The following is a 23,766-nucleotide window of genomic DNA, read 5'->3' as shown; positions in this document are numbered from 1 at the left end:
CCGCCGACGGCTGCCTGGCCTCCCGGTACCTGGCCACTTGAGTGATCATCGCCGGGCCCCCGCTGCCGTTCGTCCCCGAGGATCTGGTCGGCCGCCCCGCGCTCGCCCTGGTCGCCTGCTGCCTAGGCGAACCCGGCACCGCCGAGCGCACCCTCGCGCCTCTGCGCCGCTACGGCCCGCCCGTGGCCGACGTGCTCGGCCCGATGCCGTACGCCGCCCTGCAGGGGATGCTCGACGCGGGTGCGCATCGCGGTATGCGCAACTACTGGAAGTCGGGCTACCTCTCCGGGCTCCCCGGCTCGGTCGTCGACGTGGTGGTGGAGCACGCCGCCCGGATGACCTCGCCGCTCTCCCAGGTGCACCTGCACCATATGGGCGGCGCAGTCCGCCGCACCGGCTCGGACACCGCCGCGTTCGCCCACCGGGACGCCGAGTTCGCCCTCAACATCGTCGGCACCTGGGCCGACCGCGCCGACGACCGGACCGGGACCACCTGGGTCCGTGACTTCTGGGCCGCGATCCGGCCCCACACCAGCGGGGTGTACGTCAACTTCCTCGGCATGGAGGGCGCCGATCGGGTCCGCACCGCCTACGACGACCGCACCTGGACCCGGCTGACCGAGGTCAAGCAGCACTGGGACCCCGACAACGTGTTCCGGCTGAACCAGAACATTTCGCCGCACACGGGGTAGTGCTCAGTTCCTCGAACGGTGAACACATGTCGGCGCCGCACTGCCCCCCATCACCGCCTGCCTGGTTGCGACCTCGCGGCGGATCGGCGGAGTGCCGGGCCCTACCCCGACAGCTCCACTTGATCTCGCGACAGCGCACGGCGCGTGTAGGGAGCCCGACTGTGGTCAGTCACCGGGTTTTTTGTGTCACCGCGGGTGTCACTCCGCGTCGCGGCGGGCCTGGCCGCGGCGGCGGAGCAGCAGGAGGCCGCCGGCTACCGCGGTGACGCCGGTCGCGGCCGTCCACAGAGCGAGGTCCGAGGTACCGGTGGCGGCCAGGTCCTTGTCGCTCTTTCCGCCCTGGGTGCCGGCGTCCCCGGAGGACTGCCCGGCCGGGGACTTGGATGAACCGGATGTTCCGGACTTGGCGGCCGCCGACTTCGAGGGGGACGGTGAGGCCGACGCCTCGGCCGCGGTGGCCTTGTCCCGGGTGTACGCCAGCGTGCCGAAGCCGAGTTCGTCGAATCCGCCACTGTTCGGACCGTAGTCGCCGCCGCCTCCCTCGGGGCCGCTGCGGGCCACCATCTCGCGGGTGTTCGGCATGGCCATGCCGCGCCTGTTGGCGTAGTGGTTGTAGACCCGCGCCCAGACCGGGCGCCCGAGGCCACGGCCGCCTTCGGAGATGACGGTCTCCTCCGTGTTCAGGCAGTGCACGCCGTTCGTCCAGGTGTAGGTGGTGTAGGGCACCTCGCGACCCAGGTTGTACCGGGCCACGTACTCGCACGCCTTGCGGAACTTGGAGTCCTCCGCGCCGTAGAGGTCGACGCCCTGGTTCCAGGCCATCTCGCAGATGGTGCCCATCAGGCCGATGCCCAACAGGCTGTGGCCCTGGTCGCGCCCGCTCTCCTGCCACTGGGCCAGGTCGTTGCCGTAGACGTGGGGGATCGCCTTGTCCAGCGCGCCGTTGCCTGCGCCGTGGTAGAAGTAGTCGACCGTCTCGTTGAACTTGGCCCGGTCGTCGCAGAGGATCCCGATGGCCATGACCGAGGCCATCGAGCAGAGGTCCCAGTTCGCCCAGTAGTGGCCGATGCAATTGGTCTTGCGGTGTATGAAGTAGCGGTTCATGGGATAGAAGTGGTTGACCATCATGTCCTGGAAACGGGCCAGGTCGAAGCCGGGGTAGCCGCGCATGAGCTCGCCGACGTTGGCGAACTGGTACCCCTGGAGGCCCGCCAGGAGCACGACTTCGGAGCCTCCGCCGATGCCCTTCAGCGTCCCCGACCAGGCGTTGCAGATGTCCCGTGCGGCGTCGGCGTGTGCCGTGTCGCCGGTGATCTTCCAGCGCAGTGCGTTCTGGTAGGCGGCGTGGATGTCGTTGTAGAGAACCCAGTAGTTCTGGACGCCGCTCCCTCCCCGGACCGCGGTCGCCAGCGGGTTGGGCCGCCATGTGCTCTGCGAGTGACGGTTGGCGGTGAGCCTGGCGAAACCTGCCGTGTAGGGGGCGGCGCCCGCCTTCACCTTGGTGGCCATGCGCTCGAGATCTGCCTGGGTGTGGAGCATCCCGGGGTGCGCGAAGGACGTGCGCGCCGCCGTCGCGGGGGAGGCGGCCACGCCCGCACCGATACCGATACCGACCGCGCCGGTCGCCGCTCCCGCGGCCTTGAGCATGGTGCGTCGGCTGATCTGAAGTGTCACTGTGTCGTTCCTTGGGCTCTTATGGGGACAGTGCCTACGTAGGGAGACGTGATACGCAGCGGGCGATAACACAAAAGTGGGCACCACCGATGAGAGGCAGAGGGAACGTCACGTACGGCGCGACGGTGAACGTCGCCCAGGGGGACCCACACGAGGTCAGGTCCGCCTTGTCACCGTCAGGGTCGGTGACGGTGTTCCGCAGCACCGCCCGGCCGCCCGCACCTGCCACTTGCCGCCGGACTTTTCAAAGCCGGGCCCGGCTTCAAGGGCCTTGCCCGATTGCGGGATACCGGGGCCGGCCGCAGCAACGGCAGCAGCCAGTGCCTGCGCCTGCTGCTGGCCGACAGTCTTACCGTTCCTCCGTGCGCGACGCCGGTAGCCCGTGATATGCACAAATACTTGCGCCCTTCCCCGTAGGAATGCTCAAACGTTTGTGCGATTGCCGCCATGAATGGAGGACCCTACGGGGAGAGATCACGGGAGCTGAAGGCTATTTATGGTCACTGCACGGGCGCCCCACAGAAGTCAGCCATGCGGCAGTTCCCAGACCGCGAACTCCACTACGTGGTCAGGGGCTTCCAGGCAGGTGCTCTCCACGTGGCTCGCTCCGGATTGGTCGGGACGCGGCTGGAGGCGGGGCTGGGCTGGTGATACCTGGCGTGAAAGCGCCTGATGCCGCGCTGGCCGATGAGGAGCGATTGAACTGGCTGGTCGGAGTCAGCCACAGCGCCTACGCCATGGGGCAGAAGGGAGGGCATGCCGAGGCCGTCGCCGCGCGACGCCAGCCTTCTCCATCAAGGCCGCCGCGAACGGCTTGCCCCGGCCAAGGTCACCGCACGACTACTGAGGGTTTCGCTTCGGGGTGACTTGCGGCGCGGTCAGGGTGAGCCTGGTCAACGGTGCAGGCAGCGAGGTTGCTCAGGTCCTTCTCTCAGTTCCGGATGCGTTCTGCCAGGCGTCGACGTGCCCACTGCACGAAGGGAGGGAAGTCGCCCGTCCTCTCCTCCTCGTCGATCAGTGCACCAACCTCCTCGACCGGATCGTCATCCACCCGCAGGACGATCTCACCCCTCAACGGATCCATCCGCTTCATCGGCGACACGTCCGTGCCGCGCACCACCTCCAGCAGGTTGGACCGGTCGAGGAGGTGCCGCATACGCGGAAGCGTCTCCTCCCGCAGGGTTCTCTCCAGGGCCAGGCCGCAGACCTCGTCACTGCCCTCGTACGGGAACGCCCACCGCTCGCGGAAGAACGGGAACCCGTCGCGGGGGTGGTGCGCAGCCTCCCCCGGCGGCATGATGCGGCCCGTCACCATGGCTCCTGAGCTGTTTGTCAGCTTGGCACCCGTGTGCTGACGAGTGATCCATTCCCAGTAGGGGAGCGGCGCGATGTGCCAATTGGCCTCGAAGACGACCATGTCAGGCTCCACGGCGTGCGTGGAGAAGTCGAACATGGCTTGATCACCGCTGTTCGCGATCAGGCGAAACGTCCGGCCCGATCGGGAGCAGCCGGCCGGCTTGGCGAGAGGCACGACGTAACGCCGGATCAGTGCGTCAAGGGGATGCATACGGGCACCGTTTCTCGTTCTTCCGGCAACCGGCAGTTCCGCCCCGGAGCTTCACCGGATGGTACGAGGTATCCCTTCGGGCGTCGCGGCTTCGGAGGGCGGTGGGTGTAGTCCGGTGGCATGAGGTATCCCGATGGGGGTGGTCTGACCGCGGTGCAGCGGGTCCGGCGGAAGCGGCTCCGGTACCAGGCCGCCGAGATGTTCGCGGCCGGGGTGCGGCCGCCGCAGGTCGCGCGTGCGTTACGGGTATCGCGGAAGTCCGCGTATGCCTGGTGTGCCGCTTGGCGGGAGGGCGGCACGGATGCCCTGCGTTCCAAGGGGCCCTCGGGGGTGGCGTCGCGGATGAAGCCGGCCTGGCTGGCGTGTGCGCTGGAGCAGGGGCCGGCCGCGCACGGCTGGACGGAAGAACAGCGGTGGACGCTCGCTCGGGTCTCGGTGCTGGTCGCCCGGCGCTTCCACGGAGGACGAGTCGGGGCAGGCGCTCCGCCCGCCCAAGGCCCGCACCTGGAGGCAGCCCACCAGCAGCGCGGAGGGAAGATCGTGCTGGTCTGGGATAACTCCACGCAGCACACGGACGCTTTGATGCGCGAGTTACTGGCCGCCCGCAGACGGTGGCTGACCGTGTTCCGGCTGCCGGCCAACGCCCCGGACCTGAACCCGGCCGAAGGCGTCTGGGCCAACCTGAAGAACTACCTCGGCAACCTCGCGGCCTGCATCGTGGACGCCCTCGCCGATCTCACGCGCACCCGGCTGAAGAAGTTGCAGTACCGGTCTGATCTCCTTGACGGCTTCATCGCCGAGACCGGCCTCACCTGGACACTGCCATGACGTCACCCCGAAACGAAAGCCTCAGTAGTGCTCTGACCGGGAAGGTTCACCGGCTTGCGGAGTTCCCGGCGTTGGTCAGCGAGCGCCGTACGGAGTCACAGGCGATCCGCTTGATGCCGGTCGGGGATGAAATCGGGCGGTGCGGGAGTTGGGTGTGGCGACAGGGTGGTCAGTGATCGTCGTGTCGCCCTCGGACTGCCGTCGAAAGGCAACCTCATGCCCCTGCTGCGCCTCGGTGTTTCCCTTCAACCGCGCTGGCCGCTCGATGGCGGAGCCAGCGTGCTCCGCGCCGCACGCCATGCTGAGGACTTAGGCTTCGACCACGTCGCGGTCGGCAACCGCCTACTGGACAGCGGCTTCGGCCTCGACACGGACCCGCTTGTTCTGCTGTCGGCCGTCGCTGGGGCGACGACGCGCCTGAGGCTGCTGACGTCCGTACTCGTCGCGCCGTACTACCCGGCGCTGGTACTCGCCAACCAGGCGGCCACCCTGGACGTCGTGTCCGGTGGCCGCTTGATCCTGGGCGTCGGCACCGGCTGGAACCCCGACGAATTCGATGCCGTCGGTGTACCCGCCCGTGAACGCGGTGCACGCACCGACGACCACCTCGCCGCCGCCAAGGCCCTCTGGGCCCGGCGACCCGCAGATTTCGACGGGCCGTTCACGACACTGCGCGCCGCGCACTTGGGAGTGCCTCCGGTCACTGCCGGCGGTCCGCCCGTGTGGGTCGGCGGCCACAGCAACGCCGCCCTGCGCCGGGTGCTGCGTTTCGGCGACGGCTGGTACGGCACAGGCGCCGACGCCGTGGAGATCAGCGACGTCCGGCGCCGCTTGCGTGACCTCGCCGAGGCACAGGACGCCGATCGTCTGACGCTCGCGTCGGCCGCGTTCCTTACTCCGCCAGGTCTGCCCGCGGCGGCTCCGCCACCGGGACGCCCACTCGGCGGCACTGCGCCCACTGCAGAGAGCGTTGCCGACGACCTCGGTCGGCTCGCCGAGGCGGGGCTTGCCGCTTGCACCCTGTGGCTGCCTGTCGCGGCTGAACATGTCGAGAAGGCCATGGAGTGGGTCGCAGCCGAGGTGGCACCGCGGCTCACCTGATGCCGAGGCTGGAAAGACCCGGGTTGATCAAGTTGCCGGTTCGAGGGGGCGTCCGCCCCCGCGGAGGACCTTCTCACCGCAGATGCGGGGGCGTTCTCGGCGTTGGGCGGCCAGGACCTCGGGGTGGCGGGAATTGGCGTTGCGCCAGCGCAGGTAGCGGTACAGAGCCCGGGTCTGCGCGGGATGGCTGCGGTGGTTCGAACGCGCAGGGTGAACTGCCGCAGCGGGCCGAAGTGGGCCTCGATCGGGTTGGCCCAGGAGGCAGAGGTCGGGGTGAAGCACAGCTCGACCTTGTTCTTCTCCGCCCAGCGACGAATGTCCTGTCCGGTATGGGCGGAGGGGTTGTCCAGGATGATGTAGATCGGGGCGCCGTCGGGGCGGGCGGCGCGGATCGACTTCGGCGTGGCCAGGCTGTTGGCGGTCGGCGTGGCCAGGCTGTTGGCGGTGCCTTTGTGGCGGCGGTTGACGCCCCACAACCGGTCGTCGCCGACGGAGTAGCAGCCGTGGAAGTAGGTGACGCCGTGGGTGCGGCGGTAGGTCGCCGGCCGCCGGTCGGGCTTGCCCCGCTTCGCCCAGCAGGAACCTGCGGTCGGCCGGATCCCGAGCGGCCCGAACTCGTCGAGGGCGAAGACCTGGTCCGGGAGACGCTCCAGACACGTGCTCGACGCGGTCGAGCTTGGCGTCGCAGTCGGGGCCGGGTGACTCCTTCCACGTCTTGGTGTGTTGGAAGGTGATGCAGCGGCGCCGGAGCAGGCACCGTAAGGCTTCCCGGCCGATGCGGATGACGCGGCCGTGCACGCGGCGCAGGCAGGCGGCGAGTTTGCGGACCGACCAGCGGGTGAAGGGCTGGCCGGGCTTGGTGGGGCGGGTGGTGGCCGTCTGGATGACGAAGTCCTCGTCTTCATCGCTGAGGAGACGGGGACGGCCTCCCGCCCATTGAGGATCCATACAGGCCAGGCCGATCTCGTGGAACCAGTGGATCACATCGCGCATGGTGCCCTCGTCAGCCCGGACCAGCTGGGCGATCACCGGGACCGAGTTCCCGCCGACCGAGGCGAGCAGCATCATCGCCCGCTGCCAGCGCAGCGAGTTGGTGCTGCCCCGGGGCACGATCTGCTGCTGCTTCTGCTCCTCCTGATCGGTCAGTCTGCGCACGCGCACAGGCTCGGCCACCACACCTCCAGCGGTCGGAATGGATGTCACCGCCATACCACCGCCCCAACCGCGAGCCCGGTGAACCTCCCCGGTCAGAGCACCAGCGTCGGGTGCGGCCGAAAACCGGCGTCGTCCGTTCCGATTTGCCTGATCTGCATAGCCATTTCCAGCCGATCAGTTGACCGGCTCATGACACTGAGGCTGTGCGGTGTCACTCTTCTGCAGGAAGTTCACCATTCCTTGACAGATTCACCACGCGGTGCACCCGCAGCGTCACCCCCAGCTCCCCTCACCCCCCACCTCCTTCCACCCGCATGCCGTGCAGCCTCCAGGCCGGCGCCCTCTGCCGCTCTGTGCCGCCCGCGGCCCCCATGGGCCGTCATATCGAAGGAGAAACCGTTGCCCCTGCGAGACCGCACCCTTGCCCGGCGCAGACGCGCCACCGCCGTCGCTCTCAGTTCCCTGGGATCTCTCCTCGCCCTGACCCTTCCCGGCCACGCCACCGCCGCTCCCGTCGGCCCGAGCCCCACGAAAATCACCGCAAAGCCCCGGGTCGGTGCCCTGCCGGCGTCCCTGACGCCCGCCCGCCGCACCGCTCTGCTGAAAGCGGCCCAGACCTCGGCCGCCGACACCGCACGCCGTATCGGCCTCGGCGTCAAGGAGAAACTCGTCGTCAGGGACGTCGTCACGGACGCCGACGGCACCACGCACACCCGTTACGAGCGCACCTACGCCGGCCTGCCCGTCCTCGGCGGCGATCTCGTCGTCCACGACAGCAGCGGTCGCACCACCGTCACCAGGGCGAGCCGGGCGGCCCTTGCCGTGTCCTCGCTCAGTCCGAGGATCCGCTCAGCCGCCGCCGCAGCCAAGGCCGAGGCAGCCTCGAAGCGCGCCCGGGTCAAGGGCTCCGAGGTCGAGCGGAAGCCCCGCCTGGTGATCTGGGCCGGTTCCGGAAAGCCCGTCCTGGCCTGGGAGAGCGTCGTCGAAGGCGTCCAACGAGACGGCACGCCCAGTGAGTTGCAGGTCGTCTCCGACGCCACCACCGGCAAACGGCTCCTGGCGGCCGAGAAGGTGGACACCGGCACCGGCACCGGCCAGTACGTCGGTACGGTCCCGCTGGGCACGACCCAGTCGGGATCGACGTACCAGCTCAACGACCCCGACCGTGCCGGGCACAAGACGTACGATCTCAATCAGGGCACGTCGGGCACCGGCACCCTTTTCACGGACGACAACGATGTCTGGGGCGACGGGCTTCCGTCGAACCGTCAGACCGCCGGCGTGGACGTCGCGTTCGGCGCCGCGGCCACCTGGGACTTCTACAAGGACACGTTCGGCCGCAACGGCATCCGGAACGACGGCGTCGCCGCGTACAGCCGCGCCCACTACGGCAGCAACTACGTCAACGCCTTCTGGCAGGACTCCTGCTTCTGCATGACCTACGGCGACGGCTCGGGCAACAACCACCCGTTGACCGCGCTGGATGTCGCGGCCCACGAGATGAGCCACGGCGTCACCGCGGCCACCGCGGGCCTCAACTACTCGGGCGAGTCGGGCGGCCTGAATGAGGCGACCTCCGACATCTTCGCCGCCGCCGTGGAGTTCTACGAGAACCTCCCGGCCGACCCCGGTGACTACCTGGTCGGCGAGAAGATCGACATCAACGGCGACGGCACCCCGCTGCGGTACATGGACAAGCCCTCCAAGGACGGTGCCTCCGCCGACAGTTGGAGCCCCTCCCTCGGCGGCCTCGACGTCCACTACTCCTCGGGCCCCGCGAACCACTTCTTCTACCTGCTCTCCGAGGGCAGCGGCGCAAAGACAGTCAACGGCGTCTCCTACGACAGTCCCACCTACGACGGCCAGCCCGTCACCGGCATCGGCGTCCAGAGCGCCGCCGCGATCTGGTACCGCGCCCTGACCACCTACATGACCTCCACGACGAACTACGCCGGCGCCCGCACCGCCACCCTGTCGGCCGCCGCAGACCTGTTCGGCGCCTACAGCCCGACCTACCTCGCCGTCGCCGACGCCTGGGCGGCGATCAACGTCGGCAACCGCATCGCCCTGGGCGTCAACCTCGCCCCGATCGCCGACCAGACCAGCGGCATCGGCCAGGCGGTCAGCCTCCAACTCGACGCCTACACCACCAACACCGGAGCCACGCTGACCTACGAGGCCACCGGGTTGCCCGACGGCCTGAGCATCAGCCCCAGCGGTCTGATCACCGGCACCCCGACGACGCTCGGCACCGGCGACGTCACCGTCAAGGTCACCGACAGCACGGGAGCGTCTGTCTCGAAGACCTTCAGCTGGCGGATCGCCTACGTCTACGCCAACGCCACCCGCGTGGACATACCGGACAATGGGCCCGCCGTGGAGTCACCGGTGACCATCACCGGCCGCGACGGCAACGCCTCCGCGACCACCTCCGTCTACGTCAACATCGTCCACACCTACCGCGGTGACCTGACCGTCGACCTGGTCGGCCCCAACGGCACCGTCTACTCCCTGCTCAACCGCAGCGGCGGCTCCGCCGACAACGTGGACCAGACCTTCACCGTCGACGCCTCCGCGCAGCCGCTGAACGGCACCTGGAAACTGCGCGTGCAGGACCGGGCATCCATCGACGTCGGCTACATCGCACGCTGGCAGCTGACGCCCTGACCTCCACACAGCACACCGCTGCCCGGGCTCACGGTCCGGGCAGCGGCTATGGCGGTGTCACTTTGCGACGGCTCTCAATGCGCAACGGTGCCAAGGCCCCTGGGCGGGGCAAGGAGGAGGCGCTGCCAACAGTCGGCCAGCCAGGCCTCGTAACGCGGAGGAGGCCAGCCCCGGTCCTGGACCAGAAGGCAGTAGAACTCGGGGGAATTGGTCGCCCAGATCATGTCGGCAACCTCGTCGAGGGAAAGCTCGGGGCGCAACTGGCCGGTGGCGGCCAGATCTGCGGCGAACTCGCGCATGTTGACGGCCCGGCGGTGGGCGATGCTCTCCCAGAGCTCCTCCACCTCGGGGTCGGCGGCGGTTCGGGCGACGCGGAGAAGCGGGGCGAGCCGGGAGTGCACGTCACGCAGTGCGCCGGCGTAGATGGAGATCTTCGTTGCCGCGTCCGGCGCCTCGCGGATCGCCTGCACATAGGCGCGCTGCTGGGCCGGGACCGCCTGCTCGGTGCCGGACAGGGCGGTCTCGATCAGCTCGCGGAAGAGCGCGGGTTTGCGGCCCGTGGTGGCGTAGACGGTGTCGAGCGCGACACCGGCGCGCTCCGCGACGTGCTTCATGGTCGTCTTCTGGTAGCCCTGCTCGGCGAACAGCTCCCGCGCGGCAGCGAGTACGGCACCGCGGGTGGCGGCGGCGGACTCCTGGCGGCGACTGGCGTCGTATCTGCGCTTGACCTGCCCACTCATGAGAGAGATGCTACCAGTATTCATCCGAAAGACATTCGGATGAATCTGGAGGTGAGTCCCATGACGTTCGCCTACACCTACGAGGTGCCGATCGGCCCCGACCTGTACGCCGAAATCCGAGAGGGCCTGGGCAGCGAGCCGCCCGAGGGCCTGGTCGTCCACATCGCGCACCGCACAGAGGCCGGCCTGCGCTACGTCGACGTGTGGCGCAGCGAGGACGACTGGAAGCGCTTCGTCGAGGGCCGGCTGCACCCCGTCGTGGACCGCGTACTGGAATCCCGTCTCGGCTTCCGGCCCCCGGAGCCCCAGCACGAGCGACTGGCCATCGTCGACACCTGGCTCGGCGCTCCTGTCACCTGATGACTGTGAAGGCTGGACCCGTGCTGCATGGGGTGGTGGGCGTCTGGGAAAGGGACGAGAGTCGGCGACCGCAGCAAGTGCAGGTGCTCAAGGAGCGGATCATCTCCTCGGCGCTGCCGCCCCGGGCTTCGTGGCCGGGATTGGCCACGCGACCTCCTCACCGGCAAGGCGCACTCGGTGATCGTCTTCGAGAATGAAGGTGTCGCTACGGTTTTCAAGGCGGCGGTCGAAGCAACGCGCAGGGTCAGACCCAGGTGGGTGCGAGTCCCGAGTTGCTTTCCCTGGCCGACGTCACGGCAGCCGAGTTCCCCCACTGGCCAAGACACGGGTCGTGGCGCATGGTTTCGGAAGGCGGCTTCGCAGCTTGTGATGAGGAGCTGACAGTCCCCGTCCGGTCAACCGACCGGACGGGGACTGTTGCGTCCTTACACCGCTGGTCATCAGGGCCAGCGCGCACAAGGAGTTGCCTCGCAACGAACCGAACTGATCGGACGGGCTTGCCGTGCCTTCGCCGAGGGCGACATCCCCGCTGTCCTTGAGCTCTTCGATCCCGACGTCACGTGGCACGTCCCCGGGCACAGCCCGCTGTCCGGCGACTACCCCGGCCCCGACGGCGTCTTGAAGGGCTCCGGCCTGTGCCTGGACCTTTCCGGCGGGACCCTCAAGGTCCAGGCGGACGAGATCCTCGCCGACGGGGAGCGGGTCGTGGTCCTCAGCGAAGTGTCGGCGGAGCGGCACGGCAAGTCCTGGTCCTGCCCGGAGGTCCACGTCTGGCGCGTCGTCGCTGGGAAAGACCGTGGAGTTCCGCGAGTTCCAGGGTGACGAGAAGGCCGAGGATGCCTTCTGGTCCTCGTGAACTCCAGCTGCCGGGCGTGGCCCTTCCAGCCTTGCAGGGCTGATCGCGCCCGCGCCGACGGCCGACACACGGAGGGCGCTGGCCCTGCATCGGAGCTGCCGCCTGGCCGACTGGACCCCACAACCGGGGCGACCGCCACCGCATCCGAAGGGTGGTGGCAGTTGCGGCTGCGGCCGTCGCGGTCAAGAGGTCACGACGTTGAACGCGGGATAGATCTTCGGCTGAACGTCCGGGGCGCCAACCTCTTTGAGCATCGGCATGAGAACCTCCCCGAAGTTTTGGAAGGCTTCCTCCGACTCTCAGACGTCCACGACCAGCCAGCCGTTCGGCGTGGGGCCGGCCACGTGTGAGATGAGGCCCGGGACGGGCCAGTCGGACGCCTTCTTGACGCCCCCGCGCCCGCCGGTGATGTGGTTGGTGCCCTGCTCGTACATAGTCTGCGTCATGCCAGGCGCATCGAATACGGCGATGATCGCCACACCGAACTCCCGCGCGAGAATGCGAAATCGGACGAGCACCAGTCGAGCCTCTCCGGGGACCCGTCGCACGCCGGTCCAGGGCGGACGAGTGAGGGCGACAGGGAGGCGATCGAGTGGCCAGGCGACTGATCCATCGTGCCCGCCACGGTCGCTCCCGGAGAGCTTCACCGTTGCTGGCTCCCCGCACCCCGGAGTCGCGGCGGCTGCGCGTCTGGGCGCTGGCGGACCATTCTTGATCGCTGCCGCCGACACCGCCCCGAAGTGACACTCCGTGCCAGGGCCAGGGGCAGTCGATGGCCGTCGTCGGCAGGGCCGTGGTTCGCGCGCCGAGGGCCTGCGAGGAGTACGGGGACTCGTGCGCAGCCCCAGCGGTGTACGACGAACGAAGAAGGCCGCCCGGCTTTCCAGCTGGGCGGGACCGAGCCCGTCGCACAGCAAGGCTCCACAGCAAGTGGATGGGGTGCAGCCAAAGCCCACGCGACCTCGGGTTGGCTCAACTGGCCCGAGGTGGCGTGGCGAATCAAGTCCCGGGCCGCCTGAGGTACTTGTGACGGCCGACGCGCACCGCGCTACCCGGCGGAGATATCGAAATTGCCCGTCGCGAGGTACTCGGCCTTGACGAGCACCCAGAAGTCCTGAGCCAGCCCGTTGAGTACGTACTGGTACGGCATGTAGCCGTAGCCGGCCTCCCCCCAGTCGGCACCCCAGGAGTTGCGGATGATCATGGCGCCCCGCGTCGTACTGCCGTCGATCGGGTTGGTGATCTCCCGGTTGTCGTCGTAACCGACCACCACGATGGCGTGACCGTCGTTCGTTGACTCGCCGCTTGCGGGATAGGGGATCTCCCCGTTGGGTGCGGAGTCGATGCTCGCGTACACCGGGAAGCCGAACATTGCGGGCAGGCCCGCGGCGGCATGGGCCTTGATGTCGGCGAGGACGTCCTGCCGGGAGACGTTGGGCGGGTCAAGACGGTAGTACGTCAGCGCCTGGTAGTTGCCGGCGAAGGAGTAGCAGAACGAGGTGGGTTCCACATCGAACTTCGAGACGTTGTACGGCCAGAACCGCTCCGGCGGGGCTCCGAACAGGCTCAGCGCCCCCATTGTCGAGCGCAGGAACGCTCCGGAGTCCCCCGTCCACTGGAGATAGTCGCGAGTGGCCTTGTAGATGAACAGTCGGGACGCGGGCATGTAGTTGCCGAACGCCTGAAGCTCGAAGTACTCCAGCACTCCCGCCGCGGCGTTGGCCGTACACGATCCGAGGTGGCCCTGGTCGACGATCGGGGAGCACTTCGAGCGGAGGTCGACCCGGGAAGGCAGCGGTCCGAGGGCTGCCTTGAGCACACCGGTCCGCTCGAGGAGCTCGGGCACGCCGTTGGTGTTCTTGGTGTAGTCGCGGATGTCGACTCGGTCGGGAAGCCAGCCCATTCCCTTGTCCTGGGCGACGGGCCTGGGCGCGATGACGTTCATGTGATCCACCTCGGTTGTCTCTGTGCGGGTGTGCGGGTGACTTGGGATATGCGTCCCACATATGCGATCGCCGCTCTTCGGGTTTCACCCGAATGCCCTTCCGCAATGCGTGCCTGTCAGGTGTTGCGCCCCTCCGTTGAGCCCGATGACGGCCCGGTGATGTACTCCGCTTCCTCCGGCATCAGGAACGAACACGCGGTCGCGATGTCCTCGGGTCGCCCCGGCCGCCGCACCGGCATGCGCTCCGCGTGGTGGTTCACGGACCCGCCGAGCAGCCCGCGCTCCTCTGAGGCGCGCAGCATGGGGTCGGCGTCGCCAGGCTCCCTTACGTGGTGCTGCTCTCGTGATCTACGTGGTGCTGGTCTCTTGATCGGTGAGACGCCTGGTGAGGAAGGTTCGCTCGGCTTCGTTGCCGGTCAGTTCCAGTGGCTGCCGGTAGGCGGTCGCCGCCGCGTCCGTACGGCCGAGCCGTTGCAGCAGGTCCGGCTTGATTGCCGGCAGGTACTGGCACCGGGCCAGCCGGCCGTCCTGCGCCAGCGCCTCGACCTGCGCCAGTGCGCTGGCCGGTCCATGGGTCATCGACACGGGCACGGTCCGGTTCAGCGCGACAACCGGTGAAGGCCACAGCGTCGCCAGCCTGTCGTAGAGTGCCACGATCTGTGGCCAGTCCGTCTCCTCGTACGTCGGCGCCCGGGCGTACAGCGAGGCGATCGCCGCCTGCAGCAGGTAGCGTCCCGCACGGCCGCCACAACGAGCGGTCCTGCACGGCAAGTCGCGGCAGCCGGCCGTCTCCGCCAGTTCGGGCCGCGCGCCGGGCGTAGGTGACCAGGAGCAGCGCCAGCAGCCCACGCACCTCCGGCTCGTCGGGCATCAAGTCGCGCAGCGTGCGGGCCACGCAGTGCGCAGTCGGCCAGGTCGGTGCGCATGAGCGTCGGGCCCGAGGGGGTGGTGTGTCCGGCGGCGAACAGCAGGTGGAGCACGGTGAGCACGGCCGTCAGCTGGTCCGGCCCATTGGGATCATCCGGGTTCAGATACAGCTCTCAGGATCTGCTCGGCAACGCCTTGCCCGCCCGGAGGCCAGGCGCCTGTGGGCATATGTGTCAGCGGCGGGAGTCACTCGGGTTTGATCACGGGTTGGTCTGCCGGTGGAATTGGTCGGGGCGCGTGTGCCGGCTGGTTGGTGTGCCTGGCGAGTTCTGCGGTGATGCGTTCACTGCTCTTGAGGATGGCCGTTGTTGTAGGGGGTGAGGGCCAGACGGTCAGCCGGTAGTGCTCGAGGGGGTCGGCGTCGGTGCCGTCGGGGTTGGTGTCGCGGCCGTGTGCGTGGACGCGGAGGCGGTACCAGCCGGGGCCTGCCGTGGCCAGGTTGGGCAGCTCGTCGGCGGGGCCGAGGTCGAGGGACTCGACGAGCAGCTGGCCGGTATGGCACTGGATGCTGGTTTCGACGATCTCTTCCCAGGTGGTGTGGTCGCTGGCCGGGGGCGGGGTGTCGCGTGGTTCGGCGGTCACCTGGACGTCGCCGGTGCGGATGCCGGTGAGGATGAGGGCGCCGTGCGACAAGGGTGCGGCCAGTCCGTTGGACCAGTCCGCGGTGTCCACGGGGATGTCTCCGCCGTCCAGGACGCCGAAGGTTCCTTCTGCGACGAAGAGTTGGCCGGCGCTCATCTGCTGGCCTTTCTCGCCGGGCATGCCGTGACAGTGGGGCTGCCGGGGCTGTGATGGTACTTCCGCTCGCATCCGGCCGACGGGCACCGTGTGGGTGTGGTGGTCCGCCGGACGCGAACGGGCTTGTCCAGGAGATGCGCATGGGGAAGGGGTCGCCGTTCAGCACGCGCCGGCTGCGGAAGAACTGCGTCTTCAGGCCGCCTGGGCGTCATTGTCACCCTTGTTGATCATGCAGGAGCTGGCTCCCTTCGGTCCGCTGCCGGAACGGATGTTGGACAGGTCGCAGTCGGAGAAGGTACGGCGGGTTCCTCCGGCGCTCCGGCCCTGCTTGGACGTGGGGTGTTGACCAGCCCGTCCATCGACATCAGCGTCAGTCCGCGGAGTTTCTCTGCGGCGTCCCGTCGTCCACGGTGTCCGGATGCGAGACGCGGCCGGCGGATGGGGCGTCGGTGCGGTGCAGCTCTTGCGGGTCGATCGTGGCCGCCCAGTGTTCCGCCCAGCGGGCGAGGGGGTTGAGGGCGTGGCGCGCCTCCTGTCCCAGCGGGGTGAGTTCGTAGCGGCTGTCCGGTAGTTGGTGAATCACCTGGGCGTCCAGCAGTTCGGTCAGGCGCTGCCGCATCACGCTGGAGGACATGTCGTCGCACCGCTTCTGCAAGGGGCGGAATCCGAGCGGGCCCTCGCGTAGCTCCCACAGGATGCGCAGACTCCACCGCCGCCCGAACAGATCGAGTGCGGCCATGAGGGGGCGGCCGGTGGTCGAGCCGCGAACAGGACTGCCAGGTCTGGGTGTTGCCATGTCGGGATGTCCGGCTCTCCAGGGTTGATGCTTCGAATTCAGACACGCTAGCATCGGTGACTGCTTCGGAAATCGAATCAGAGGGGCTGTTGTGGCATCTGCCCTGACGAGCGGGGCGAGAGGCGTTCCTGAAAGCCCCGGTCGACGGAGGCGAGACCGGCGGGAGGACCGGTACATGCGTATGGTGTCCCGGCTTCGAGGTCGGCGCCGAGTCGCACGGACGGCTCACCCGGAACCTGCGCGTGGCGGGGGAGGGGTGACCGGCATGCGGGAGAGCAAGTGCAGGATCCACCGGGTCCTGCAGACCGGACCAGCGGAACTTCAGTGCCACCTCGTCGGCGGTTGCCGCCACCGAGCCGACGTCCGCTCAGAGATGGAGAGCAGATGACGACGACCGAGTTTCCCTCGCCGGCAGCACGGGCCGCCGTCGCTGCCGCCCTGGCGGAAGATGCGTCAGGGAAGGACATCACCACCGAGTTAAGTGTTCCCGAGGACCTGGCGGCCACGGCCGAGATCCGCACCCGGCACAGCGGCGTCGCCGCCGGCCTCCCCGTGGTCGCCGAGGTCTTCGCGCAGGTCGACCCCGAGGTCACGGTCGAGCCGGCCGTCGTCGACGGCGCCCGGCTGGCCGACGGCCAGGTCCTGGTGCACCTGTCGGGTTCGGCGCGCAGCCTGATCACCGGGGAGCGTACGGCGCTGAACTTCCTGCAGCGCATGTGCGGCATCGCGACGCTAACCGACCGCTACGTCCAAGCTGTGGCTGGGACCGGGGCGCGCATCCTGGACACGCGCAAGACGGCACCGGGCCTGCGCGCCCTGGACAAGTACGCGGTCACCGCCGGCGGCGGCCACAACCACCGCCTCGATCTCGCGGCGATGGTCCTGCTCAAGGAGAACCACATCGCCGCGGCGGGCGGGGTGACCGCCGCGATCGAGGCGGTCGGGCGCGGGGTGGCGCGCACCGGGCAGACCGTGGAGAGCGATGTCGAGGTGCAGACCGTCGCACAGGCCGTCGAGGCCCTCGACGCGGGAGCCCGCTGGATCATGCTCGACAACATGCCGGTGGCCGACATCGAGCAGGTCGTGAAGGTCCGGGCCGGGCGGGCCGACGCTTCCCGGATCCTGCTGGAGGCCTCGGGCGCCATCCGCCTGGACACCGTGCTCGCCGTTGCCGGGACGGGCGTCGACCTCATCTCGGTCGGGGCGTTGACGCACAGCGCGCCCGCACTGGACCTGACCATGCTGCTGACCACCGGCCCAGTGCCATGTCCGGGGTAGCGGTCGTCGAGGCGTGTCAGCGAGACGGTGCGGGTGGCAGCCCGACCGCCGTTGTGGATGACGGGCCGTTCACCGACGAGGAACGATGCCGCATTCCCGCGGAGTGGGGAACATCGCACGCCGTCTTCCTCCGCGCGACCGGAATCGAGCGTCATCGGCCCGCGTACACACTGCGGTTCTTCACCGCCCATGGCGAACTGCCCGCCTGCGGCCACGGCACCGTCGCCGCCCTCGCCGTGCTCGCCGAACGGGAAGGCGGCGACCACGACTACCGCGCCGCCCTGCGTACGGCCCACCGCAGCTTCGACGGTCGGGCCGGCCGAAACGGTGACGGCCTGACGGCGTCGTTCGACCCAGGCCCGGTCAGCCTGCGCAGCGCCGGTGGACCCGAACTGAGAGCAGTCGCAGGCGGCCTCGGACTGACCAAGGACGCGGTCGCCGGCGACGCCTGCGTGGCGTCGAACGGGCGGCCGAGGCTTCTGCTGCCCCTCCGGTCCCGCGCCGCACTGGCCGAACTCACGCCGGACTCAGCCCTGTTGCGCGCAGCCTGTGACCGCTACGGTCTGCTGGGCTGCTACGTCTACTCGCCCCCGGACCGACACGGCCGGGCAGCAGCCCGGATGTTCGCCCCGTCGATCGGCGTCCCCGAGGACATCGCCAACGCCAACAGCACGGCCTGCCTGGCAGCACATGCTGCCGGGTTCGGCACATACCGCCTCGCTGTCGACATGGGTGACCACCTCGGCAGCCCGTCCACCATCACAGCGACCGTCCACCGCGACCGCACGGGAGACCGGATCCGAGTCGGCGGCCAGGCAGCGATCGTGCGCACGGTCATGCGATGAGGCCTGGGCGTTCGAGTCGAGGGTGCCGGTGCGCAACAGGTCCAGCTGCTCCTGTGAGAGCCGGGCCAGTTCTGGCGGCATCTGGGGAGTGACCGGGCCTCGGTGACTCCCGTGGCGCCCTGAGCGAGGGCCGGGTCGGTGTAGAACTCGGGTGAGCCGACCGGTGCGGACGGGTTGAGCGCGGTCGGGCCGAGGCCGCTGCTCTGGTAGAGCGCCACCTCACTGCCGCTTGCCACTCCGGTGGCGATGGCCGGGTTGGACTGGCCCTCGGGCAGCATGACGCGGACCTCTTTGGAGCCGGGCCACCAGCCCTTGCCCTCGGCGAGCGCGGTGCCGCCGGTGAGAAGCCAGGGAGGCGGTCGGGGCCGTACCGATCACAGCCTTCGTACGTCGCTTCATACGGCCATGACCCTTGCGTGGATGTCGGTCACGACCTTGCGGGCCGAGGTGAACGCGCCGTGCTGCCAGGCGATGACATGGCTGAGCCAGTCGCCGGCGAAGTAGACGTGCCCGGCCGGCTGGTTGAGCAGCTTGTACTCCGGACCGGTCTGCGAGGGCCAGCCCACCCAGCCGGCCTCGATGTGAGGCGTGCGATGCCAGGCCACGCTGAAGGAGTGATCGAGTTCGGTGCGGTACTTGTCACCGTGGATCTTCACACCCCGGCTCACCGCCCGCGCGACGCGCTGTGCATGCGGCAGATCGCTGTACGCGACGGCGTTGGCACCGAAGTTGTAGTAGCCGATGAGTGTGCCGCGGCGTCCCTGGTAGCCGTACGAGGGGTACCAGATGGTCGCCAGGTCGGTGTCGGTCGGCGTGATGCCACCGTAGATGTGCTCGTCCGTCTCCCACCAGCGGCTGCGGTACTCGAGCCCGACCTTGCCGACGGGCGTCGGGACGGCGTACTTCAGCGCGGCGGTGATGTCGGTCCCGAGATTGTGCTTGAGGCGGGCCATGACCATCGGCGGTATGGCCGCGACGACGAAGTCGGCGCGCTGGGTGTGGGTACGGCCACCGGTGTCCTTGTACGTGACCTCGGCACCGTCCGGCAGGTCCTTGACCTCCTGCACCGCGGCGCCATAGGTGATGCGGTGCCGGCCGATCGCCTCGGCCAGGGCGTACGGGATCGCGTCCATGCCGCCCACCGGCTGGAACATCAACATGGCCTGGTCGTAGCCGAGTTCGAACGCGAAGCGCTGGCCCACGCCGCTGGCGACGACATCCGACAACGATGGCACCGGGCCGAGGACGGTGCCCTCCTCGAAGGCCGCGCCCGGTTCGACGGAGTAGCCTCGCCGGTCGGTGCCGGTGTAGGCGTAGCCGTCGGCCTTGCCTTTGATGGCGCCGAAGCTCTGCAGGAACGCGATCAGTTGCTCCTTGTCCTGCGCGGTGAGCCGTGCGTCAAGGGCGCCCTGGTCGGTGGCCTTGGCGAGCAGTTCGGAGATGTAGCCGTAGACGTCGGCCTTTGCCGTGCGCCAGCGCATGGGCTTGCCCGCGAGGGCGGCACTGCTCTCGTGGTAGATGTACGCGTTGGCGTTCTGGTTGGTGAACACCTGGAGCTCGACGCCGAGTTCGCGGCAGTACTCGAGAGTGACGTGGGACTGCGGTAACCGGGCCGGGCCCGCGTTCATGTACTGGCCTTTGGTGAACGACGCCGTCTGCGTACGCCCGTCGAGGTCGGTCAGTTTCGTGCCGCCGCGGACCGTCCAGTTGCGTCCCCCGGGACGGTCGTTCGCCTCCAGGATCCGGCAGTCGTAACCGGCCTTGCCCAGTTCGTACGCCGTCGCCAGGCCGGCTATGCCGCCGCCCAGCACGAGCACCTTCTTCCCGACGCGCCCTGTAAGCGCGAAGTCGCCTCGCTGGGGCGGGCGGTACTCGTCCGCCCGCACGTCGGGCACCGGGGCGAGCCCGAGTGCGCCCATCGCCGAGTACAGCACTCCGGCGCCTCCCGCGGCGCCAACGGATCTCAGGAAGGTGCGGCGGGATGCGGGGGATTGCTCTGCAGCCATCAATTCCTCCTCGTCCGAACCCCGGCACGCGCGCCGTCCGGGGAGCGGTCGTTCGGCCAACCCGGTCACGTGGGGGGCGAGTTGCTGAGGAGACCGGAGGTGTGTCGTCATGAGCCTCCGTCAGGACTGTTACGACGCCATGCCACTGACGTAACCGGTCCGAGCTGTGAGCTGCGCGGCAGGAGGAAGGAGCGGGCACGCGTAATTCAGGTGCTCATCCAGGACCGTCGTATTACGGTGAACCTCGTTCAGGTGCGCAGGTTGCGGATACTTCTCCTGCAAAGAGAGCAACGCGGGTTCGAATCCCGTCGCCGGCTTCTGGCCGGTGTCGTCCAGCGGCCCAGGACGCTATGTCGCCGCCGCCGATCTTGATCTCTGAACACCAAGGCGCAAGCCGCCCGTCACGGGGGAAACCGGCGGGCGGCTTTGTCGCATGAGAAGGTCAGCCGAGGGCGTCATGCTCGTGCATTCCGTGCCACAGCTATCCCCGCCCGGAGCGCGGCGACCGGATCGGACGCCTCGTCGAGTTCGATGAGCACGATGGCGGCGCCGGGAGTGCGTGACATCTCGACAGCCCATCCTCTGAAGTCCACGATGCCCGTGCCCAGTTCCGTCATGTAGGGCTGTTGCTGAGCGAAGACCGTCTCGTCGATGGTCAGTTCGACGTCGATCGGCTTGACGGCGTCCTTCCAGTGCGCCAGTGCAATGCGCTGGGAATGGCGACGCGCGATGGCGACGGGGTCGCCTCCGCCGAGCGCGATGTGGCAGGAGTCGGGGCAGAGCCAGACGTAGCGCGGGTCGGTCAGGGCCATGAACAGGTCGATGTCCCTCTCGTACCAGAGCGTGCTGTTGGACTCGGTGTGGAAGGCCAGTCGCACTCCATGCTGTGCGACGGCCTCGCCCACCACGTGTGCGATGTCGGCCATCCGTGTCATGTAGGCGGCGTCGACGAAGAAGGGCGGACGCGAACCGAATGTCGCACGCATGGGGAGTCCGGCGACGAGAAGGTCCGCCCCGACTTCGGCGAGGAAGGCCGCGCGTCGCTCGGCGTCGGCGACGATGGCGGGCATATTCGAGCCCTGCCGCCAGTCGGGGCTTTCGCTCTCCGTGATGAAGGCGCTCACGACCGACAGTCCGCGGGCCGCGAGGTCGCGGCGGAACGACGGGGCGTCACCGAAGGTCCGAAGGACGGAGTCGATGTCGCCGGGCGCGAAGGTCAGTTCGATGCCGGTGACCCCGGCCTCGGTCAGCGCGTCCAGCACCCGTTCCCAGAAACGCTCGGGGTTCTTGGCGGCCCAGGCGCGGAAGGCGTCGGCGGACTCCAGTCCCCAGAACTCGGGGTGGTAGAAGGTGATGATGTCGGTTGCGAAGCGTGGCTGCGCGGCGTGAGTCCTCAGGCTCGGTCGTGTCATGCGGCACCTGCGCGGGCGTTGTAGACAACCGTGCCGTCGGCGTCGACGGCTTTGCGGTAGGCGCGGAACACGGCGAGTGCCTCGTCGCGGAGCACGTCCCCGGTGACCTCGATGCCGCGCGCCTGGAACTGCTCGGCCCAGTCCGCGCCGAGCGGGCCCTCGTCGAACGTGGTGATCTCCTCGAGTTCCGGGCCCTCGCCGGCGACCACGAGGCCGCGCACCCCGGACCACATCGCCGCCCCGTAGCACTGGACGCACGGACGCCAGTTCACGACCAGCTCGTGGGCCGGCATTCCGTCTCCGCCGAGGTCCCAGCCACCGGCCGCCGTCTGGGCCAGTGAGAGCGCGACGACCTCGGCGTGCGCACTGGAGACGCCGGAGGCGAGGACGACGTTCACCCCCGCCGAGACGATCCGGCCGGTGTCCCGCTCGGCGACGAGGGCCGCGAACGGCCCGCCGTTGCCCTCGCGCCAGTTGCGGTCGGCGAGTCGGTGGACGAGCCGCATCCGGTCCTCGCGGCCGGGTATGACGGCGGGCACGTCGGTGAGTTCGTCATCGATCCACGCGGGCAGCGCCACGCGGTACTCCTTGGGGATGTCCAGCATGGGGTGGGGGTTCCTCTCAGTGAGCGGTGAGTCCATGAGCGGCGAGGGCGCGGGATCGTTCGACGACGGCGCGGGCGGCGCGCACGGCCGTCACCGCACCGGTCAGGGTGACGTTGGCCGCCATGGCGGTGGGGATGACGCCGTTCCCGGCGAGGTACAAGTTGTCGTAACCCCACACCCGGCCGTCCGGGCCGCACACGCTGGTGCCGTCGTCGGTCGTGCCTGCCCGGACGGTGCCCGTCTGGTGCAGGGACGAGCCGGGCGGCAGTACGGCTCGTTCGGTGGCGGGATCGAACGTGCCGAACGCCTCGGCGAGTGACGCGACTTCGTCGAGTGCCCGACGGATGAGTGCCCGGTCGGTGGCCGAGTAGTCGAACTCGATGCTGATGCGGGGCATCCCGGCGAGGTCTGTTTCCGTCGGCGAGAACACGAGCCGGTTCTCCGGGCGCGACTCGACAGGGACGTACAGCGACAGGCCCACCGAGTGCGCCAGGGGGTGGCCGCCCTCGTTGACGTAGGTGCGATTCATGATCTGGCCGTGGAACGGCTGGGCCGCTCCGTTCCGGGGCAGCCACAGCGAGTCCGTGCTGAACTCGCCGGGGCGCGGCAGGGGCAGGGTGCTCACGTCGATGCCGAACCGGTCGAGGTCGAGCAGGACGCGGGCGGTGACGAAGGCGTGCTCGTTGAGGTACCGGCCCAGTGCTTCGGGCCGGATGCCGGAGGCGAAGAGCAGCTGTGGGGTGCGCAGCGCGTCGGCGCACACCACCACGGTGTCCGCGAGGAGTTCCGACTCGGCGCCGTCGGCGGTGCGGCGCAGGCGGACACCGGCGATCCGGTCGTCGTCGCGCACCATGAGCGACGTCGCGAGCGTGCCGGTCATCAGGGTGAACGCCGGGTCCCCACCGGTCGCGATGGCGGTGAAGATCGTCCCGGGGGCCGTGCGCGGCATGGGACCCGATGCCGTGGTGGTGACCGCCATGGGCATCGGCTGCGGGCGCCGGTCGTCCGGCCCGACACCGGCGAAGCGACGGCGCAGGACGTCGAGGACCGTCCGGCCGACCTCGGTGGGGCCGATCGCGCAGGGCGTGACGGCGAGCAGTCGACGGGCGGTGTCCAGGTCTGCCGCCCAGCGGTCCGGGTCACCGAAGTCGAACACCTCGTCGCCGGCGGGCCACGGTGTCGCGGCGGTCCAGTGCACGCCCATGCCGCCCGCGTTCCACGCGAGCGCCGTCGCGGGCATCGCCTCGGCGCCGTGGCCGAAGGCGAGGGCGTGGAACATGCCGGGCGTCAGATCGACCAGGTTTTCCGGGATGTCACGGGTCACCTCGGCGCCCGTGTACATGCCCTGGATGCCGGTGGCGACCTGTTCGTTGTAGCGGGACCACAGGACCGGGTCGTCGAGGTCGTGCAGGTGCAGGCCGGGGGACTCGCCGATCGCCGAGCCACCGTCGACCATGGTGAGGCCGAGCGTGGGATCGGCCTCACGCAGCAGCCGGGCCACGACGGATCCCATGATGCCGCTGCCCACGATGAGGACGTCGGTGCGGGGGGTGTCGGTCACGAGAAAACTCCAT

20 protein-coding genes, 1 tRNA gene and 3 pseudogenes are annotated in these 23,766 nt (G+C 69.1%); 9 read left to right on the top strand and 15 right to left on the bottom strand.

The features are described 5' to 3' along the window. Positions 1-41 precede the first annotated feature (41 nt). Positions 42-692 carry a BBE domain-containing protein gene (locus ACWC1K_RS29860; RefSeq protein ID WP_450835902.1) on the top strand — a complete coding sequence of 217 codons (651 nt, stop codon included), beginning with the start codon at positions 42-44 and terminating at the stop codon, positions 690-692. Between the two features lie 198 nt (positions 693-890). On the opposite strand, the gene ACWC1K_RS29855 is transcribed toward ACWC1K_RS29860, so the two are convergent. Together ACWC1K_RS29855 and ACWC1K_RS29850 are read right to left on the bottom strand one after the other, a co-directional pair. Next, positions 891-2,366 (bottom strand): alginate lyase family protein, encoded by a 1,476-nt coding sequence (locus tag ACWC1K_RS29855; RefSeq protein ID WP_450835900.1) that lies wholly within the window; start codon positions 2,364-2,366, stop codon positions 891-893. 931 nt (positions 2,367-3,297) lie between these two features. Beyond that, a complete protein-coding gene (locus ACWC1K_RS29850; RefSeq protein ID WP_450835898.1) occupies positions 3,298-3,933 on the bottom strand; it encodes a hypothetical protein in 636 nt (211 codons plus the stop codon). Between the two features lie 120 nt (positions 3,934-4,053). Between ACWC1K_RS29850 and ACWC1K_RS29845 the strand changes: the two are divergent. Further along, positions 4,054-4,761 (top strand): annotated as a pseudogene (locus tag ACWC1K_RS29845) (transposase). A gap of 216 nt (positions 4,762-4,977) precedes the next feature. After that, a complete protein-coding gene (locus tag ACWC1K_RS29840; protein ID WP_450835897.1) occupies positions 4,978-5,862 on the top strand; it encodes a TIGR03619 family F420-dependent LLM class oxidoreductase in 885 nt (294 codons plus the stop codon). A 27-nt stretch (positions 5,863-5,889) separates the two neighbouring features. On the opposite strand, the pseudogene ACWC1K_RS29835 reads toward ACWC1K_RS29840, so the two are convergent. Then, positions 5,890-7,035, bottom strand: a pseudogene (locus ACWC1K_RS29835) (IS630 family transposase). Positions 7,036-7,422: 387 nt separating this feature from the next. On the opposite strand from ACWC1K_RS29835, the gene ACWC1K_RS29830 reads away from it, so the two are divergent. Next, positions 7,423-9,684 carry a M4 family metallopeptidase gene (locus ACWC1K_RS29830; RefSeq protein WP_450836025.1) on the top strand — a complete coding sequence of 754 codons (2,262 nt, stop codon included), beginning with the start codon at positions 7,423-7,425 and terminating at the stop codon, positions 9,682-9,684. 74 nt (positions 9,685-9,758) lie between these two features. Here ACWC1K_RS29830 and ACWC1K_RS29825 read toward each other — a convergent pair whose 3' ends face one another. Then, complete coding sequence (locus tag ACWC1K_RS29825) at positions 9,759-10,424, bottom strand: TetR/AcrR family transcriptional regulator (RefSeq protein ID WP_450835895.1); 666 nt, start codon at positions 10,422-10,424, stop codon at positions 9,759-9,761. A gap of 60 nt (positions 10,425-10,484) precedes the next feature. Here ACWC1K_RS29825 and ACWC1K_RS29820 point away from each other — a divergent pair, with 60 nt between their 5' ends. Beyond that, positions 10,485-10,784: a hypothetical protein gene (locus ACWC1K_RS29820; protein ID WP_450835893.1), complete on the top strand. Its 300-nt coding sequence runs from the start codon at positions 10,485-10,487 to the stop codon at positions 10,782-10,784. A gap of 417 nt (positions 10,785-11,201) precedes the next feature. Further along, a complete protein-coding gene (locus tag ACWC1K_RS29815) occupies positions 11,202-11,606 on the top strand; it encodes a nuclear transport factor 2 family protein (RefSeq protein ID WP_450835891.1) in 405 nt (134 codons plus the stop codon). A 333-nt stretch (positions 11,607-11,939) separates the two neighbouring features. Here ACWC1K_RS29815 and ACWC1K_RS29810 read toward each other — a convergent pair whose 3' ends face one another. The 7 genes and pseudogenes from ACWC1K_RS29810 to ACWC1K_RS29780 form a co-directional block, all read right to left on the bottom strand. Continuing rightward, positions 11,940-12,086, bottom strand: coding sequence for a hypothetical protein (locus ACWC1K_RS29810; protein WP_450835890.1), 147 nt, complete (start codon positions 12,084-12,086; stop codon positions 11,940-11,942). Between the two features lie 602 nt (positions 12,087-12,688). Further along, the gene (locus ACWC1K_RS29805) at positions 12,689-13,585 is read right to left on the bottom strand and encodes a C1 family peptidase (protein ID WP_450835888.1); all 897 of its coding nucleotides are present in this window, start codon (positions 13,583-13,585) and stop codon (positions 12,689-12,691) included. A gap of 116 nt (positions 13,586-13,701) precedes the next feature. Further along, positions 13,702-13,887 carry a hypothetical protein gene (locus ACWC1K_RS29800; RefSeq protein WP_450835886.1) on the bottom strand — a complete coding sequence of 62 codons (186 nt, stop codon included), beginning with the start codon at positions 13,885-13,887 and terminating at the stop codon, positions 13,702-13,704. A gap of 46 nt (positions 13,888-13,933) precedes the next feature. Then, positions 13,934-14,239 (bottom strand): hypothetical protein, encoded by a 306-nt coding sequence (locus ACWC1K_RS29795; RefSeq protein WP_450836036.1) that lies wholly within the window; start codon positions 14,237-14,239, stop codon positions 13,934-13,936. A 148-nt stretch (positions 14,240-14,387) separates the two neighbouring features. Further along, positions 14,388-14,456, bottom strand: a pseudogene (locus ACWC1K_RS29790) (hypothetical protein); the annotation flags it as partial. Positions 14,457-14,698: 242 nt separating this feature from the next. Beyond that, the gene (locus tag ACWC1K_RS29785) at positions 14,699-15,274 is read right to left on the bottom strand and encodes a hypothetical protein (protein ID WP_450835884.1); all 576 of its coding nucleotides are present in this window, start codon (positions 15,272-15,274) and stop codon (positions 14,699-14,701) included. Positions 15,275-15,620: 346 nt separating this feature from the next. Then, a complete protein-coding gene (locus tag ACWC1K_RS29780) occupies positions 15,621-15,989 on the bottom strand; it encodes a winged helix-turn-helix transcriptional regulator (RefSeq protein WP_450835882.1) in 369 nt (122 codons plus the stop codon). A 441-nt stretch (positions 15,990-16,430) separates the two neighbouring features. On the opposite strand from ACWC1K_RS29780, the gene nadC reads away from it, so the two are divergent. Continuing rightward, the gene (gene nadC, locus ACWC1K_RS29775) at positions 16,431-17,324 is read left to right on the top strand and encodes a carboxylating nicotinate-nucleotide diphosphorylase (protein ID WP_450835880.1); all 894 of its coding nucleotides are present in this window, start codon (positions 16,431-16,433) and stop codon (positions 17,322-17,324) included. Continuing rightward, positions 17,312-18,169: a PhzF family phenazine biosynthesis protein gene (locus tag ACWC1K_RS29770; protein WP_450835878.1), complete on the top strand. Its 858-nt coding sequence runs from the start codon at positions 17,312-17,314 to the stop codon at positions 18,167-18,169. The genes nadC and ACWC1K_RS29770 overlap by 13 nt, the downstream gene beginning before the upstream one ends. Positions 18,170-18,564: 395 nt before the next feature. On the opposite strand, the gene ACWC1K_RS29765 is transcribed toward ACWC1K_RS29770, so the two are convergent. Continuing rightward, positions 18,565-20,175: a flavin monoamine oxidase family protein gene (locus ACWC1K_RS29765; RefSeq protein WP_450835877.1), complete on the bottom strand. Its 1,611-nt coding sequence runs from the start codon at positions 20,173-20,175 to the stop codon at positions 18,565-18,567. A 191-nt stretch (positions 20,176-20,366) separates the two neighbouring features. Here ACWC1K_RS29765 and ACWC1K_RS29760 point away from each other — a divergent pair. Next, positions 20,367-20,492, top strand: a tRNA-Cys gene (locus tag ACWC1K_RS29760). A 138-nt stretch (positions 20,493-20,630) separates the two neighbouring features. On the opposite strand, the gene ACWC1K_RS29755 is transcribed toward ACWC1K_RS29760, so the two are convergent. The 3 genes from ACWC1K_RS29755 to ACWC1K_RS29745 are packed head-to-tail and all read right to left on the bottom strand — an operon-like array spanning position 20,631 to position 23,753. Next, positions 20,631-21,587: a sugar phosphate isomerase/epimerase family protein gene (locus tag ACWC1K_RS29755; RefSeq protein WP_450835875.1), complete on the bottom strand. Its 957-nt coding sequence runs from the start codon at positions 21,585-21,587 to the stop codon at positions 20,631-20,633. Continuing rightward, positions 21,584-22,192, bottom strand: coding sequence for a nucleoside deaminase (locus ACWC1K_RS29750; RefSeq protein WP_450835874.1), 609 nt, complete (start codon positions 22,190-22,192; stop codon positions 21,584-21,586). Before ACWC1K_RS29750 ends, ACWC1K_RS29755 begins: the two co-directional genes overlap by 4 nt. Before the next feature lie 16 nt (positions 22,193-22,208). After that, positions 22,209-23,753: a GMC oxidoreductase gene (locus ACWC1K_RS29745; RefSeq protein WP_450835872.1), complete on the bottom strand. Its 1,545-nt coding sequence runs from the start codon at positions 23,751-23,753 to the stop codon at positions 22,209-22,211. Positions 23,754-23,766 lie beyond the last annotated feature (13 nt).

The sequence above is a fragment of the Streptomyces sp. NPDC001492 genome, from assembly GCF_053597275.1.
The sequence above is the reverse complement of the archived record's forward strand: the minus strand, read 5'-3'. Positions and strand labels throughout refer to the sequence as shown.